The organism is Pseudomonas sp. Marseille-Q1929 (assembly GCF_017316265.1).
Taxonomy (GTDB): domain Bacteria; phylum Pseudomonadota; class Gammaproteobacteria; order Pseudomonadales; family Pseudomonadaceae; genus Aquipseudomonas.
In genome coordinates this window covers 154,944-171,150 of record NZ_JAFLWU010000008.1, presented here as the reverse complement: position 1 = coordinate 171,150, position 16,207 = coordinate 154,944, and the positions used below count along the sequence as shown (strand labels likewise).

At 63.7% G+C, this 16,207-nt stretch carries 13 protein-coding genes; 2 read left to right on the top strand and 11 right to left on the bottom strand.

Features of this window, described 5'->3' with window-relative positions:
- Window positions 1-15: 15 nt before the first annotated feature.
- Genes J1G37_RS12380 through J1G37_RS12345 form a run of 8 tightly spaced genes read right to left on the bottom strand, consistent with a single transcriptional unit; the run spans window position 16 to window position 8,460 of the window.
- Window positions 16-795 (bottom strand): fumarylacetoacetate hydrolase family protein, encoded by a 780-nt coding sequence (locus J1G37_RS12380; protein WP_207042009.1) that lies wholly within the window; start codon window positions 793-795, stop codon window positions 16-18.
- Window positions 792-2,399, bottom strand: a complete 1,608-nt coding sequence (locus tag J1G37_RS12375) for a bifunctional 3-(3-hydroxy-phenyl)propionate/3-hydroxycinnamic acid hydroxylase (protein ID WP_207042007.1) — start codon at window positions 2,397-2,399, stop codon at window positions 792-794. The genes J1G37_RS12380 and J1G37_RS12375 overlap by 4 nt, the downstream gene beginning before the upstream one ends.
- A gap of 60 nt (window positions 2,400-2,459) precedes the next feature.
- Complete coding sequence (locus J1G37_RS12370; protein WP_207042006.1) at window positions 2,460-3,062, bottom strand: amino acid synthesis family protein; 603 nt, start codon at window positions 3,060-3,062, stop codon at window positions 2,460-2,462.
- A 10-nt stretch (window positions 3,063-3,072) separates the two neighbouring features.
- Complete coding sequence (locus J1G37_RS12365; RefSeq protein ID WP_207042004.1) at window positions 3,073-3,531, bottom strand: VOC family protein; 459 nt, start codon at window positions 3,529-3,531, stop codon at window positions 3,073-3,075.
- A gap of 10 nt (window positions 3,532-3,541) precedes the next feature.
- On the bottom strand, window positions 3,542-4,582 hold the full coding sequence (locus J1G37_RS12360) for a YCF48-related protein (RefSeq protein ID WP_207042002.1): 1,041 nt from the start codon (window positions 4,580-4,582) through the stop codon (window positions 3,542-3,544).
- Window positions 4,583-4,594: 12 nt separating this feature from the next.
- Entirely contained in the window at window positions 4,595-5,389 is a 795-nt protein-coding gene (locus J1G37_RS12355; RefSeq protein ID WP_207042001.1) for an SDR family oxidoreductase, read from the bottom strand.
- A 27-nt stretch (window positions 5,390-5,416) separates the two neighbouring features.
- On the bottom strand, window positions 5,417-6,907 hold the full coding sequence (locus J1G37_RS12350) for an aldehyde dehydrogenase family protein (protein WP_207041999.1): 1,491 nt from the start codon (window positions 6,905-6,907) through the stop codon (window positions 5,417-5,419).
- An 11-nt stretch (window positions 6,908-6,918) separates the two neighbouring features.
- Complete coding sequence (locus J1G37_RS12345) at window positions 6,919-8,460, bottom strand: acetolactate synthase large subunit (RefSeq protein ID WP_207041997.1); 1,542 nt, start codon at window positions 8,458-8,460, stop codon at window positions 6,919-6,921.
- Window positions 8,461-8,670: 210 nt separating this feature from the next.
- Here J1G37_RS12345 and J1G37_RS12340 point away from each other — a divergent pair, with 210 nt between their 5' ends.
- Entirely contained in the window at window positions 8,671-9,420 is a 750-nt protein-coding gene (locus J1G37_RS12340; protein ID WP_207041995.1) for an IclR family transcriptional regulator, read from the top strand.
- A gap of 5 nt (window positions 9,421-9,425) precedes the next feature.
- On the opposite strand, the gene J1G37_RS12335 is transcribed toward J1G37_RS12340, so the two are convergent.
- The 3 genes from J1G37_RS12335 to J1G37_RS12325 all read right to left on the bottom strand — a co-directional run bounded on the left by J1G37_RS12335 (window position 9,426) and on the right by J1G37_RS12325 (window position 13,858).
- Window positions 9,426-10,751: a hypothetical protein gene (locus J1G37_RS12335; RefSeq protein WP_207041993.1), complete on the bottom strand. Its 1,326-nt coding sequence runs from the start codon at window positions 10,749-10,751 to the stop codon at window positions 9,426-9,428.
- 158 nt (window positions 10,752-10,909) lie between these two features.
- Window positions 10,910-12,331 carry an aldehyde dehydrogenase family protein gene (locus J1G37_RS12330; protein ID WP_207041992.1) on the bottom strand — a complete coding sequence of 474 codons (1,422 nt, stop codon included), beginning with the start codon at window positions 12,329-12,331 and terminating at the stop codon, window positions 10,910-10,912.
- A gap of 78 nt (window positions 12,332-12,409) precedes the next feature.
- Complete coding sequence (locus tag J1G37_RS12325) at window positions 12,410-13,858, bottom strand: APC family permease (protein ID WP_207041990.1); 1,449 nt, start codon at window positions 13,856-13,858, stop codon at window positions 12,410-12,412.
- A 289-nt stretch (window positions 13,859-14,147) separates the two neighbouring features.
- On the opposite strand from J1G37_RS12325, the gene J1G37_RS12320 reads away from it, so the two are divergent.
- Complete coding sequence (locus tag J1G37_RS12320; protein WP_207041989.1) at window positions 14,148-16,190, top strand: methyl-accepting chemotaxis protein; 2,043 nt, start codon at window positions 14,148-14,150, stop codon at window positions 16,188-16,190.
- Window positions 16,191-16,207 lie beyond the last annotated feature (17 nt).

Below are 16,207 nucleotides of genomic sequence, written 5' to 3'. Positions count from 1 at the left end.
GACAGCCACGCTCATTCACTCAGGGGCGGTATCAGCCGTGAAAACCAAAGCCAGTTCCGTGCCAAACATCTGCAGGCGGTAGGTGGTGGGCTGGATCGTCATCGGCGCCAGCAAGGCCCCGGACAACACCACCTGCCCGGCCTCCACCGGCTGACCGTCGGCCAGCAGGCGGCGGATCAGCCAGCATAGGTTGGCCAGCGGGGTGTCCTCACGTTCCTCGGTATTGCCCTCCCCGCCTGACACGCCCGCGCAGTCCAAGCGGTAATCCGCGCGGGTGTGCAGCGCCGGATCAAACGCCGTGCGTGGCCCGATGCAGTACAGCCCGGATGCGGCGTTATCGGCCAGGAAGGCCCCGGCGCCGAACGCCCAGCCTTGCCAACGGCAGTCGGCAATCTCGAACGCGGGCGCTACCTCGGCGATGGCGCCGAGGATGTCCGCGTCACTGTAGTCACCCGGCGCCAGGGTAAGCCCCATGACAATCGCTACCTCAACCTCCAGTTTGGGCTGGATCAGCCGGGACAGCGGTACCACCGCGCCTGGCTGGACGCACATGCTGTCGGTGAGCGCGCCATACACCGGCTGGTCGAGGCCAAAGCGTTGCTGGGCAGCGCTGCCGGCGAAGGCGATCTTCCACCCGCTCAGTTGCTCCCCGGCCGCCATGCGGCAATCCACCCCCAGGCGCTGCAGTGCATACCCGGAATACGGGTCCAGCGCCTCGGGTGGCAGCGGCGGCAAGGGTTGCCGGGTGCGGGTGGCTTGTTGCAAGCGCTTGAGCAGTTCGTTATTGCCGTTCATGACAGTTGCTCCGCCAGTTTGCGCAGTACGCCTTCAAGGCGCTCGGGGGTGGTAATGGCGGCGACAAACCGATCCGGGCGCACCACCACAATGCAGTCGCGCACCTTGGAGAACCATTCGCCCAAGCGGTTATCCACGTCTTCGACGCTGACCGCGTCCGTGGCCGTCAACGGCTGGTGACGGCCGAGGCCGCTGCGCGACCGGTTGACCTGCACGAACTGCGTGTCCCAGCGCGCCCAGTAAGCGGCCGTCTCGGCACTGAGATGCTCGCGTGGGTTGACCCGATAACCGAGCACCGCATACGAATGTCCGAGCACATCGTCCAGACGCCGACGCTGGCCCTGGGCATCCTCGATACACGGCTGCACAAACAGTTGGCCGACCAGGTCGTCCTCGCGCAATTCGGCACGCTCGTGATGGACCAGGCCCTTGGTGATGGTGGCCTTGGGTTTGAACTTGAACTCCAGCAAGTGCGAACGCAGGTTGTCGACGCTGTTCACGGCCTGGAACAACCAGTCACGCACGCCGGCCATCAATGGGTTGGTCAAACCCAACACCGTGCCCATATTGTCGGCCAGGGCCACCAGCTCCGTGGCATGCCCACGGCGCTCCTGGTCGTAGCTGGCAAGAATGCTGTGGCCAGCACGTCCCTGGATGATTGCGGCGAGTTTCCAGACCACGTTCGCCACGTCCCGCAGCCCGGAATTGAGACCTTGCCCGGCCCAGGGCGGCGAGATATGCGCCGCATCGCCCACCAACACAACACGACCCTGTACGAACCGCGCCGCCACCCGGGAATGGTGGGTGTAGGCGCGGATGCGAATGATGTTGAGTGAATCCACCGCGTCGCCGATATGCCCACGGATCAGGTCGCGAATGGTGCTCTCTTCGCACATCTTCGCCTCATCCTCGCCCTCCAGCAGCATGAACTCCCAGCGCCGCTGCTGGTACGGCAGGTAGATGCACACAAAGGGCCGTTGCGGGTCGGCATGCAAGGCGGTGTATGGCGCGTCCAACGTATCGTTGGCCGTATCGACCACCACCCACTTGCGCGCATGGGTCAGGCCCAGCAGCTCGATGCCGAGCTTCTTGCGTACAGTGGAACGTCCGCCGTCGGCCCCGATCACGTAATCGGCGCGCAGTTGATAAATCTCGCCCTGGGCATCGCGCACTTGCAAGGTCACGCCCTCGCCGTCCTGCTCCAGTTCGAGCATTTCATGGCCCTGGCGCAACTCGACACTGGCCCGCTGGCCGAGGGTTTCGCGCAGCGTGCCTTCCAGCAACTGCTGCATGAAGATATTGCGCATCGGCCAGCCGTAATGGGCCGTGCTCGGCTTGACCTCGGCGAAGCACACGCCGCGTGCGTTGTAATAACGCAGCGGCACATCGCAGATCATGTCGCGCGCGGCCAGCTCGGCGATGCCGATGCCCTGCAACACGCGCAGGGCTTCGTCATCCATACCCACGGCACGCGGGTACGGCAGGATGCAATCCGCCAGTTCAAGGACGACGCAGTCGACACCGTACATCCCCATATAGTGTGCGGCCGTGACCCCGTTGGGCCCGCCGCCGACAATGACAACTTGGGTCTTCTCCTGCTTCATCGCTTATCACCGCTTTCTTGTTGTGGTTTTAATCTGCGCCGCCAAAGCCGCACGCGTGTATCAGTGCAGCCCATCCAGCCCTTTGACCTCGTCGGCCTGCAAGCCGCCCAGGCGTGCATGCAAACGCCCGCGTGTGGCAAAGGCCCAGATCACAATCACCTCATCCGGCGCCGGCCCGTCACCAAACATCAACGACAGGCTGTCGTAATGGGAGCGCACATACAGGGCATCCTTGTGCGCCAACGGTACATCAATGGTCGTCCCCGGGCCGCCGCGCTTGCCGGTGGAGGGCACCCAGGACTTGCCGCCGCCCAACGCCAGGCGCACAGGATCGGCCGCCGGGTTGGTCAGGAAGGCGTTGCCATGTTCGTATTCGCCCTGGCTGCCCACCAGGCAGGCCTTGCCGTAGCTGACGATCTCTCGCTGGCCGGCCAGCGCCTGGATACGGCGCCCGAATTCTTCACCCAGCAGCGGCGACGGCTCCACCAGCTCGGCCAGCGACTCACTGAAGCGCCCCGCATAAGGGTTGGCGATCACCGCCGCGACCGCATACTTGAACAACGGCTCGCCATCGGCCAACTGGCCGCTTTCGTTGGCCAGGGTTTCTTCGACAAAGCTGTACCACTTACGGATGTGATACGTCGCGAAATTTGCGCTTTTCATCGGGTGTTCCTCAGAGTGGGTCCAGTGGGTCCAGGTTGAAATGCCGGCTCGGCGCACCGGCGGCCTTGAAGCGAGCCTTGCCACGCGCGTCGTCGTGTTCGGTTTCCAGGAAGAACTCCATGCGATTACCATCGGGGTCGTTGAAGTACACGCCATGCCCGATTTCGTGGTCGGTGATCTTCACCACCTCGACACCCTTGCCCAACAACATGCCGTAGAGCTGGCGCAAGGTGGTCATGTCCCCGGCGATTTCCAGGCCGTAGTGCTGCAACCCCATGCCACCCTGGTGGGCGCCGGGGTCGGCCTGGATCAAGGCAATGTCGTGATGCTTGGTGCCAAACGCCATCATGACCCAGCTCTCGCCCCTGGCGCTTTCATGCATGCCCAGGATGTCGGCGTACCAACGGGCCGACACGTCCGGGTCACTGACCCAGAGCGACAAGTGCGTACGCAGGATGTCGATTTTCATCGCATGGCCCTCAGTTCTTCTTGACGATGGATTGATGCCCGGCCTTGATCTGCGCCACGGCGGGCGTCCACAGCACGTCGGCGATCTCACTGAAATCGCGCCACTGTTTCTGCCAGCCTTCACCGCCGTTCTCGGAGGTAAACAGGTGACCGTACTTGGTGCCCGCCACGATATGGCGCGGGTTGGCCGGGTTGAAGGCGATGGCCCAGACGCAGGAGTTGGGCTGCTGCGGCAGCGGCAGCACTTCCCAGCTTTGTGCTGCGTCACGGGAGACCAGGATCTTGCTGGTGGTCCCCGGCGTACCGTCGGAAATACTCAGGTACAGCTCGTTTTGCGTCCCCAGCGGCGCGTTCATCGCGCGGATGTAATACAGGCCAAAGGCTTCGCGACCGACAATACCGGTCCAGGTCAGGCCCTCATCCAGGCTGCGGTAGACCGCGTTGACACACACCACCACGATGACTTTCTGGCCGTGGTTGGGCAGCACCAGGATGTTGTGCACGTCCGAGTTGTAGTCCCACAGCAAGCGGTCATCGACACGGGTCCAGCTGTCACCGCCGTCGCGGGAATGGAACAGGCCACCCTCCTCCAGGCCGAACCACAGCTGGTTGCGGTCGGTGGGGTCGTAGGCGAAGGCCAGCAAGCGCGGGCGGCTGACACCGTCGCAGAACTCGGGGATTTCCACCGGCGCACGGTCCCAGCTCAGGCCGCCGTCGAGGGTTCGCCACAACACCGCACGGGAAGGCGCACCGGTGCCGACGAAAATCCGCTGGGCGTCCTGCGGGTCGACGGCGACTTTCCACACCGTCTGCCCGTTGAAAGGCGAATCGACTCGCAGCCAATGACCACCGGTGTCATGGCTCACGCACAGGCCCACATCGGTGCCGGCGTAAATCACTTCCGGCGCCTCGGGATGCACGCTCAAGGAGCGGGTGATGGCGTCGAACTCCAGGTCCTGCCCCAGGCCCAGGCGATGCCAGGTGCGGCCATCGTCGGCGCTGCGAATCACGGCCTGGCCCACGGTGGCCACCAACAGGGTTCCATTACTCATGGCTGATGCTCCTCAGATGAAGATGCCGCGGGTCAAGCCGCCGTCGATGCCGATGGATTCGCCAGTGATCGCACCGGCCTTGGGGGATGCCAGGAAACCGATCAGCCAGCCCATTTCAATCGGTGCCAGGGTACGGCGGATCGGCGTGGCGTCGATGTAGCCCTGCTCGACCTGCGCCGGGGTCTTGCCTTGCTTGACCCCTTCACGCTCGTACAGCTCCTGGATGTGCGGGGTGTCCACCACGCCCGGGTGAATCAGGTTGACCGTGATGCCCGAAGCACCCAGTTGGTCGGACAGGGTCTTGGTCATGTGCGCGATGGCCAGGTTGCGCATGCCCGACAGCACTTTGCTGCTGCGCCCGGTGAGGCCGCCGATGTTGATGATGCGCCCGAAACCACCGGCCTTCATGTGCGGGGTCACCGCCTTGGCGCAGCGGAAGTAGCCGATGACCTTGGTGTTGAGGTCCGACAGCAGCTCATCGTCGCCGGCGTGCTCGATGTCATTGCGCACCACCCCGGACGGGGCCGCCGCGCCGTTGACCAGGATGTCGATACGGCCGAAGTGCTTGTAGGCGGCCTCGACCATTTCCGACACGGCGGACATCTCGTTGGTGTCGCAGAAAAGTGGCAACACCTCGTTGCCGGTCTGTGCGGTGATCTCCTCGGCAGCCAGTTGCAGGAACGCCATGCGCCGCGCGCAGATCACCACCTTGCAACCTTCCTCAGACAGAAAACGTGCGACTTCCTTGCCGATGCCCATGCCGCCACCGGTAACGATGGCCACGCGCCCTTTCAATTCCAGATCCATAGCAACTACCTCGTGTGATTATTCAGTTCAGGCCAGATCGACAAACACGCTTTTGGTCTCGGTGTAGGCATCGATCACGTTTTTTCCCATTTCCCGGCCCCAGCCGGATTGCTTGTAGCCGCCGAACGGCGAGGCCGCGTCGACCACGTTCCAACAGTTGACCCACACCGAGCCGGCCTTCAGTTGCGCGGCCATGCGGTGCGCCGAACGCAGGTCGCGGGTCCACAGGCCGGCGGCGAGGCCATAGGGCGAATCGTTGGCGCGCAGCACCAGGTCATCGATTTCGGTCCAGCTCATCACGGTCAGCACCGGGCCGAAGATCTCTTCGCGGGCGACACAGGCGCGCTCGGCACGGTCAAGGAACACGCTGGGCGCAATGAAGTGGCCGCGTTCCAGATGGTCCGGGCGGCCACCACCGCAGATCAGTTCGGCGCCCTCTTCTTGGCCCCGTTGCAGGTAGCCCTTGACCGTATTCAGTTGGCGCCCGGACACCAACGGGCCCATGCTGCTGGCCGGGTCGAGGCCGTTGCCCAATACGTGGGCGGCGGCATGTTTTTCCAGCTCTTCAAGCACCTGATCCAGCACACTGGCGTGTACGTAGAGGCGCGACGCCGCCGTGCACACCTGGCCCTGGTTATAGAAAATGCCGTCGGCAGCGCCTTTGGCGGCGCGCACGATGTCGGCATCGGGCAGGATGATGTTCGGCGACTTGCCGCCCAGTTCCAGCGAGACCTTTTTCATATTGCGCGTAGCCGCTTGCGCGATCAGCCGGCCAACCTGGGTCGAGCCGGTGAAGGCGATCTTGTCGACGTCGGCATGCTCGGCCAGCGGCGCGCCGGTTTCCGCGCCCAGGCCGGTGATCAGGTTGACTACGCCGGCGGGGAAGCCCGCTTGCTCGATCAACTGCACCAGGCGGATCGCAACCAGCGGCGTCTGCTCGGCAGGCTTGAGCACCGCCACGCAACCGGTCGCCAGGGCCGGGCCGAGCTTCCACACGCACATGTTCAGCGGGAAGTTCCACGGCACGATCAGCGCACACACACCCACCGGCTCACGCAGGGTGTAGTTGAGCATCGGCGCACCGCTGGCCGGCGACACCGGCAAGGTGCTGCCTTCGATCTTGGTCGGCCAGCCGGCGAAGTAACGCAGAATGGTCGCCGCGCTGGCCGCTTCACCGCGCGCGTTGGCGATGGGCTTGCCGTTTTCCAGGGTGATCAGTTGCGCGAGTTCTTCGCGGTGCTGATCCAACAGGTCCGCCAGGCGGAACAGCAGCAGGCCGCGCTGGGCCGGCGACTGCAACGCCCAGGCGCCGGTGAACGCGACGCGCGCAGCGGCAACGGCGGCGTCCACATCGCGGGCGCCGCCCTGGGCGACCTCGGTGAGGGTGTCTTCGGTGGCCGGGTTTTCCACGGCGAAGCGGCGGCCATCGGCGGCGTCCTGCCAGGTGCCGCCGATAAACAGGCGACCTGGCTGGGCGAGAAAGGCCTGCACCGCAGGCAGTACGTCGAACGTTTTCATGATGGGTTCCTTCACAGCGCCATCTCGATCAGGCACGGGCCGTTGCTGGCATTGGCGTTGGCCAGCGCCCGTTGCAGTTCGGCATTGGTTTGCACGGTGCAGGCCGGTACGCCGTAGCCTTTGGCCAGGGCTTTCCAGTCGATGCGCGGGCTGTCGAGCACGGTCAACTTGAGGGCTTCAGGGCCCAGTTCAGTCATGCCGAAACGGCGCAGTTCGTTCTGCAGGATCGCGTAGCGATGGTTGGCGGCGATCAGGATCACCACCGGCAATTGCTCGCGGGCGATGCTCCACAGGGTTTGAATGGTGTACTGGGCACTGCCGTCCGATTGCAGGCAGTACACGCGGTTGCCGCGCTCGGCCAAGGCCGCGCCAAACCCCACGGGAATGCCCTGGCCGATGGCACCACCGGTGTTGGTGAGGACCCGGTGCCGTGCGGCGCGGGCCGAAGCGGTGAAAAACGGATAGCCGCAGGTGCCACCTTCCACCGAGACAATGCTGTCGTCCGGCAACGAGGCGGCCAGTACCTGGCCCACCGACTGCGGAGTGATTTCGGCATGCCCGGGCGGCAACTCGATGCCCTGCGGCGTCGGCACATAGGCCGGCGCCTCAAGGGCATCGGCCAGCGCCGTCAGCGCACCGGCCACATCCTCACCGACATCGGCCAGCGCCAACAGGCGCTCACGTTCGGCGAGGCGCGACGGGATACCTTCGTAGCCGAAATAGCTGATGGGCTCGACGACACCGGCACACACCACCAGGTCGTACTGCTCAAGGATTTCAATCGCCACTTCCGGGAAGTACGGCAGGCGATCCAGGTCCGGCAAGCCACCGCCCCGGTAGCTCAGGCGTGGAAAGGTCTCGGCAAACAAACGCACACCCGGCAGTTGCGCCAGGCGCCCCGCCGCTTCCAGGCCGGCGACCGACAATCCTTCGTCGCCGACGATAAACACCAGGCGCTGGCCGTCGCGCAGGGCCTTCGCCACTGCCTCGATACGGTCACCGGCAAACCGGCGGACCGGCGGACGGATCGGCGCAAACACACCGCTGTGGGTCACTTCGTGGGCTTGCAGGTCCATGGGGAGGATCAGGCTCGCAATCTGCCCTTTGGCCTGCCAGGCCGCGCGCATCGCTTCCTGCAGGTCTTCGCCGATGCCCGACGCGGTACGCGAAGTGCGCACCCAACCGGAGACCGCACCGGCCAGGGCCTGGATGTCGCTGGCCAATGGCGGATCGTAGTTGACGTGCCAGGAAGCGTGGTCGCCGATCACATTGACGATCGGCGTGTTGGCGCGGCGAGCGTTGTGCAGGTTGGCGATGCCGTTGGCAAAGCCTGGGCCCAGGTGGGTCAAAGTCATTGCCGGCTTGCCGGCGATCCGCCCGTAGCCATCGGCAGCGCCGGTGCAGACCCCTTCGAACAGCGACAACACCGGTTTGAGTGCAGGTGCGCTGGCCATGGCCGCCACCAAGGGGATTTCGGTGGTACCGGGGTTGGCGAAGCAGTACTCGATCCCGCTTGCCGCTGCCGCATTCACTATCAGTTGCGCACCGTTCATTTTCAGCCCTCTTGCTTGAGCGTTTTCAATGCTGAGATTTATCACACACAAAAATTCATTCGCCAAGCATTTTATTTTCATTTGTCTCACTTAATGAGATTTAAACGATTTTTATTGATTGGATAAAGCGGCAAATCTTGCGTTTTTCTTGCACTCCGGTAGTGTTGCGCCAGCAGAACGCAGCACGTGCCCCCTTTTTTTAGGAACGAAATGAGCAGCCTGAGCAAATTGCTGAGCGTCCTGGACCTGTTTGGTCCGCAGACGTTGAAGATCGACCCCGACACCATCGCCGAGCGCATGGGGTTGTCGCGGGCGACGGTGTACCGCTACGTCAAGGACTTGTGTGATGCCGGCCTGCTCACCCGCGTGGACGCGGGCAGCTATGGCCTTGGCCCACGGGTGATCGAGCTGGACTGGAAAATGCGCCAGTACGACCCGATCCTGCTCGCCGGGCGCGAACTGATGCACGAGCTGTCCGCGCAGATCGGCCTGGCGGTGTTTGCCAGCGTTTTTTATGACGGGCGCATCATCAACACCTACATTGCCGAACCCACCGACACCTACCACTTTGCGTTCGGGCGTGGGCAGCCGCTGCCGTTCTTTCGCGGCGCGCAGTCGAAGGTGTTGATCGCCTACCAGAAGGGCCGTCGCCTGCAACGCCTGTTCGACGAGCACCTGGCCAACGACCCCACCAGCCCCTACGACTGGGCGGGGTTCAACAAGGCCGCGAAAAAGATCCGCAAGGACGGCTACTGCCTGACCCACGACGAGCTCAACCTGGGCCTCACCGGTATCGCCGCCCCCATCATCCAGACTGATCTGGACGAAGTGGTCGGCAGCCTCTCGGCGGTCGGCAGCACGCAAAGCTTCAAGCTGCTGCGCCAGGAAACCGTGGTCGAGATGGTCATGGACACCACGCGACGGATCGCCGAGAACATGCGCAACCCGCCTGCGGCCTGAGCCAATCAGAACGGCACGGCCACGGTCACCTGGCTGTACACATTGGTGCCGTTGCCACCCACCTGGTTACCGCCGCTGGTTTCATCCTGTTCGGGTTTGTACAGGCCGATCAGCGGCGTGATGATCAGGTGCGGGTTGACCGCCCACTCGGCGTACAGGTCCAGCTCGCGGGCATTGAGGTTCAGTGCGTTGGCCTTGCGCACGGTATCGAAATCGAAGAACAGCGCGCCGAGGGTCAGGTTCTCCAACGGCGTCGCCTTCAACCCGACATGCTGCACACGGGTATTGCTGTTGAAGGGCCCGGAATAGTTGCTGGCGACTTCGCCCTGCAACCAGGTGCCGTAGCCCAGGCTCAGACCGGTGAACAGCGAATCCCATTTCTGCGAGTAGCGGGCGTAGCGATAGGTCACTTTGGGTGCCCAGGCAGTGTCGGCAAAGGTGTAACCCGCTTCGCCGTACCAGGCTTTTTCCGGCCCGGTGTCCTTGTCCTGCCAGGCGTACTCGAACGCCAGGCTGACGTTGGGAATGCCCGCATCGCCTTCGCCGCGCAAGCTGTAGACATTCATACCTTTGCGCTGGCGTTGAAAGTCGCTGGCCCACTGATCATTCACGTCGATACCGTGAATCCAGGTCAGCCCGAGGGTCCCGGGGGTGGCGGTATAGTCCAGGGTGCCGGCAGCCAGTTCGGTTTCGGCCTGGGCGCGGTTGTCGGACTTGAGCCAAAGCAGGCTGCCATGCAGCCCCTCTTGCCCGCCCAGGCGCACATAGGCGGTCTGGTCGAAGGCATGCCGCGCCGCCAGATAAAACGCGCCGCCCCGGTTCAGCTTGCCGTCGGCGGGGCCCTTGCCCAGATTCGGGCCGTCATCGTTGATCAGGAATCCACGCCCCAGCTTGACCACTTGGCGCCCGCCGGAAATATCCACGCCGTCCTTGCCCAATGCCGGAAACAGATCGCCGGAGCGCCAGCCAAGGTAAGCATCTTCGATCTTGGTGGTGCGCTCGCTGCCCAGGGTGTTGCCGGCTGGATCACCATCGCCCCAGGTGGCGGAACTGAGCAGCGCAAAGGCCCCATACGCGGTACCGTTTCCCGCCAGGGCCTGGTCGCCACTCAAGCCGTATTTGATGAAACCTTCGCGCCAGGTGGAACCGCCGGGGCTGCCGTCGTAGTTCTTGCGGCTGTTGAACTGCCCGAACACGGCGGTCATGTCGGCGTTGAGATGACGGCTGTCATCGCTGTAGAGCTCGTAGGCCTGGGCCTGGTTAAGGGCGCACAGCGCCAATGTGCACACCAGCGTGCTACCAAAAACGGGACGACGGGATGGATACCGCATGGCTCAAGCTCCTCGGGGTGCGCCTTTGAAGGCTGTCTTGGATAGTGGATGTAACCTCGGTGCAGCCTCGCTGCACCGAGTGCACGGGTGTCAGCCGCAGCGCGCGAACGCCGCCTTCACGCTGGCGCTTTTGTCTTTCTCGTACAGGGTCATGTTCCTTATTCAGTCGCGCCCTTGCGCACAAACAGCAGTTGCTGGCCGGTGAATTCCAGCAGCCCTTCCAGGCCGAACTCGACGCCGAAGCCGGACATCTTGCTGCCGCCAAACGGCGTGTTCGGCTGGATCTGCGCGTGGCAGTTGACCCACGCCACGCCGCTTTCCAGGCGGCTGGCCAAGGCCTGGGCCTGCGCCACGTCCGGCCCCCACACCGACCCGCCCAGGCCCATGTCACCGGCATTCGCGCGCTGCAGGACGTCCTCGACATCGCGGTAGGCGATCAAGGGCAATACCGGGCCGAACTGTTCCTCATCCACCAGGCGATGACCGTCGGTGACATCTGCCACCAGCGTGGGCGGATAGAAGAAGCCGGGGTGATCCAGGCGCGCACCACCACACAACACCCGCGCGCCGTGGGCCCGAGCATCGGCGACCAGTGCTTCCACCAGTTGCAGTTGTTCAAGGTTCTGCACCGGGCCAAAGGTGACGCCTGCGTCGAGGCCATCCCCGACCACTTGGCGCGCGGCAATCTGCGTCAGCGCATCGACAAAGGCTTGGTATTGCGACTCATGGATGTACAGGCGCTTGAGGGCCGCACAGGTCTGGCCCATGTTCAGGAACGCCGCCTGGAAAATCGCTTCGGCCACCGCGTCTACCGGCGTACCGGGCAAGACGATGGCCGCGTCGTTGCCGCCCAGTTCCAGGGTGAGGCGCTTGAGGTTGCTGGCGGCGCCGCGCATCACGCTTTGGCCGGTGGCAGTCGAGCCGGTAAACACGATTTTCTGGATGCCGGTGTGCGCGGTGATCGCGCTGCCGAAACCCTGTTCGCCGGTCACGCAATTGATCACGCCCTGGGGCACGTGGCGGGCGATGATCTCGACCAGGCCCAGGGTGCTCAGCGGCGTCAGGCTTGACGGTTTGCTGATCACACAGTTGCCGGCCCGCAGCGCCGGCATGATGTGCCACACGGCGATCATGAACGGCCAATTCCATGGGGTGATCGATGCCACGACGCCCAACGGCTTGCGGTGCAGTTCGATGCGTTGCGAGGGGGTGTCTTCCACCAACTCCACGGCGATTTCCTGCCCGGCCGCATAGCGGGTCCAGGCAGCGGCGCCCATGACTTCGGAGAATGCCAGCTCCAGCGGTTTGCCTTGTTCTTGCACAATCAGCCGGGCCAGCGCATCGGCGTCATGCTCGATATCGGCGGCGATGGCCAGCAGGCGTTGGCAACGGTCGGCATGGCTGCTGTTACGCCAGGTCTTGAACGCGGCTTGCGCGGCGTCGACCGCCTGGTCGAGCTGGGCCAGCGAGCCCGACGGGCACTGGGCGAACGCCTTGCCGGTGGCAGGGTTGATCACATCAAACTGGCCCCTGTCACCGGCGACCTGGATACCGTTGATCAGCATCTTGTAGTTCTGCATTGGAAACCTTCCTTTCACACACTGACGGGCCATGCCGAAAGGCGGCAGGCCGTTTTGTCTGGCTTATCGAGTACGGCGTTAAAGCTTGTGGCTGCCCAGCGCGTGAAAACGCTGCGGCGAGAGTTTTCGTAGCCGTGCGGCGAGATAGATGCCGATGATCAAGGCCACCGGAATGATCGCGCAGAGGCCGTAGGACAGGACTTTGCTGGCCCCGGTCAACACGTCGAAGTGCACCACCGCCAGGACCAACACCGCCACCAGGGCCAGACAGGAGAAACCGGGCAGGATGCGCCCACGCCAGAGTCCCACGTTCAGTTCGGGATGCCGCTGGAAGTACACGCACACCGCCACTGAGGTCAGGGCCATCAGCAAGATCACGCACAACGTGGCCAGATTGGAGAACCAGGCGAACAGTTGCAGGATCGGGTCGGCGTCCATGGCGGCAAAAATCAATACCACCACCGCAGCGATCAGGCTCTGCAACGCCGAGCCCATGTGCGGGCTCTGGTGTACGCGGTGGGTAGTGCCCAACAGGCTGTGCAGCAGGCCGTCACGGCCAATCGCATAGAAGTAGCGCGCGGCGGCGTTGTGGAACGCCAGCAGCCCGGCGTAGATGCTCACCATGAACAGCACACGAATAACCTGGGTCAGCTGCGGGCCGACAAAGTGATCGGACATGCCGTAGATAAAGGTGGTCGGGTCTTGCAACGACTGAAGCAGCGGCACGATCTTGTCCGCCCCTACCCCCACCACCATCGCCCACACCGACAACGCATAGAACCCGCCGATCAGCAGTACCGAGCAGTAAGTGGCAATCGGGATGGTGCGTTGCGGGTTCTTTGCCTCTTCACCGTAGATGGTGGTGGCCTCAAAGCCGATAAATGCCGCAAAGCAGAACAGCAGACCAATGGACGGCGTACCGCTGAACACATGCGTGCTGTTGAACGCGTCGAGGTTGATACCGCTATCGCCGCCGGATTTGAGGATGGCGAAATCCAGGATCAGGATCGCCAGGTATTCGGCAATCACCACCACCGACAGCACCCGCGCCGACAGGTCGATCTTGCGATACCCCAGGATCGCCACGCTGGCCATCGCCAACAGCGAGTAGGCCCACCAGGGCAATTCAAGGCCAAAGACACTGGCCATGGTGCCGCTGACCACCCCGCCGAACATGCCGTACAGCCCGACCTGGAGGATGTTGTAGGCGAACATCGCCAGCACCCCGGCCGCACCGCCGGCCAGGCCACCCAGGCCACGGGAGGTAAACGCGTAAAAACCGCCAGCGTTGGTCAGGTGCTTGGACATGGTGGTGTAACCCACCGAAAACGCCAGCAACACCAGCAAGGCCAGGATCAACAATGCCGGCGTACCGGCGCCGTTGCCGAGCATGATGCCGATGGGAAAACCACCGGCAATCACACTCAGTGGGCTGGCCGCCGACACCACGAAAAAGATGATGAAGCCGACACCCAGGGCGCCACGTTTGAGCTCCGTGGAGCTATTGACCGGGATAGATACACTCATTTTTTTGACCTTGTTGTATGAGGCAGTCGCTGTTGGGTGGGCCCGACCAAGTCGCATCGGCGCCCGTTAGCGTTTTGTTTTGGTTGCGCGCTGAATTTGATCCTATGCCCGCGCCCAAACTGCTCGCTATCCCAAATCGGTAGCATCCAAGACGTCGCCCCAAAACAGGTCAAGCCACCCTCGGCCAGCCGACAGCGCTTGCCGATTCGGGATAGCCGCTTATCCCGTCCCCCCGCATGCTCGCCTCACCCCGCTCGCTCCCCGAATGCCTTGTGCAGGAACCTCAGTCATGCGTCTAGTTCATCTCTCCCTCCAATGGCGAATCACCCTCTTGAGCGGGCTCTGCCTGCTGGCAGTGGTCGGCGCGCTATTGGCAGCCGGCGTGTACCAAAACCAGCAAAGCGCCGACCTGCTCAAGCAGCAGAGCAGTCAGTTGCTGGGGCAAGCAGCCGAGGCACGCTTGCAAGCCCAGGCGGTTGCCCATGGCCAGCGCGTCGAGCGGTTTTTCAACGAAAATGCGCTGTATATCGAAGGCTTCGCCGAACAGGTCGCCCAACTGCGTGAGCAGACCGTCAAGGGCCGCCTCAACGCCACGCAATTGCGCGAGGCGCTGGTCAATGTCACTCGCCAGACCCTGCTCAAGCGCGAGAACGTGCTGGGCCTGTTCGTGGTGCTGCTACCGACGGCCGCCGACGCGGAATTTGCCGCGCAACCGGCCCTGGCAGGCAACGAAACCGGGCGTTTTGCGTTGTACTGGTCACAAAGCCAGCCGGGGCAATTGGTGCAGGATGTGCTCAGCGAAGCGCAAATCACCGCTAACCACACCCTCCCCGGCGCCGATCCGGACACCGACTGGTATCGCTGCCCGCAAACCCAGCGGCGTACCTGCGTGGTGGAGCCGTATACCAGCCAGGTCGAAGGCCGTGATGTGCTGATGAGCAGTATTTCCGTGCCGCTGATCGTCAATGGCAACGTGCTCGGCGTGATCGGCATCGACGTCAGTCTCGAGACGCTGCAAAAGCTTGCCGCCAACCTGGGCCAGGACCTGTACGCGGGCGCGAGCGAAGTGACGATCCTGTCCCCCGCCGATCAGATCGCGGGACGCAGCGGCGTCGCCGAGGGGCCTACCGTCGATATCCGCCAAGCCGTGCAGACCGTCGCGGGCAACCCGGCGTGGCAGTTGCAGCTCAAAGTGCCGCAGGCCCTGGTCCAGGCCCCCGCCCGACAAATGCAGAACGCGTTGGACCGCAAGAGCCGCGACGCCAACTGGTTCAACCTGGGCCTGGGCTTGCTGGCCAGCAGCCTGGGCATGCTGCTGATCTGGCTGGCGGCGTACGGCGTGACCCGGCCGCTATTGAAGGTGGCCAACCTGCTGGAGGCCATCGCCGAGGGCGACGGAGACTTGACCCAACGCTTGCCTGCCGGACGCCAGGATGAACTGGGCCGGCTGAGCCAGGGTTTCAACCGCTTCCTCGACACACTGCAGCCGATGATGCGCGCGATTCAAAGCGCCGCCGTGGATACCCGTAACCATGCCGACACCTCGTCCGGCATCGCCCGCGAAGTCAGCACCGGCATGCAACGCCAGTACCGCGAAGTGGAATTGGCGGCGACCGCTCTGCACGAAATGAGCGCCAGTGCCCAGGAAGTGGCGCGTCACTCCCACAGCGCCGCCGACGCCGCCAGCGCGGCTCAAAGCGCAAGCAGCGCGGGCCAAGGGGTGTTCGCCACGGCCGAGCGCAGCATCGAAAGCCTGGATCAGCGCCTGGACGCCACCCTCAGCCAGGTAAACGCACTGGCCGACAGCAGCGCGCAGATCGGCCAGGTGCTCGACGTCATCAGCGCCATTGCCCAGCAGACCAACCTGCTGGCGTTGAACGCCGCTATCGAAGCCGCCAGGGCCGGTGAACAGGGACGCGGTTTCGCGGTGGTGGCCGATGAGGTCAGACACCTGGCAAGCAACACCCAACACTCGGTCGAACAGGTGCGAGGCGTGATCGAGACATTGCAACAGCTGAGCCAGGCGGTGGTACACAGCACCCAAGCGAGCCGTGAACAGGCCAGCAGCAGCGTGCTGCAGGTGCAGCAGACCCGTGCGGCGCTGGCGGGTATTTCCCAGGCCGTGGACGTGATCGAGCAAATGAACCAGCAAATCGCCAGCGCCGCCCTGGAGCAAAGCACCGTGGTGGAAGACATCAGCGAGCGGGTCAGTGACATTCGGGGCATCAGCGAAACCCTGGCCACGCGCATGCACGATGCCTCGCGGGCCAGCGATTCCCTGCACGACATGGCCAATCACCAACAGCAGTTGGTCGGCCATTTTCGCGTGTGAAGAAGCACCGGACTCCT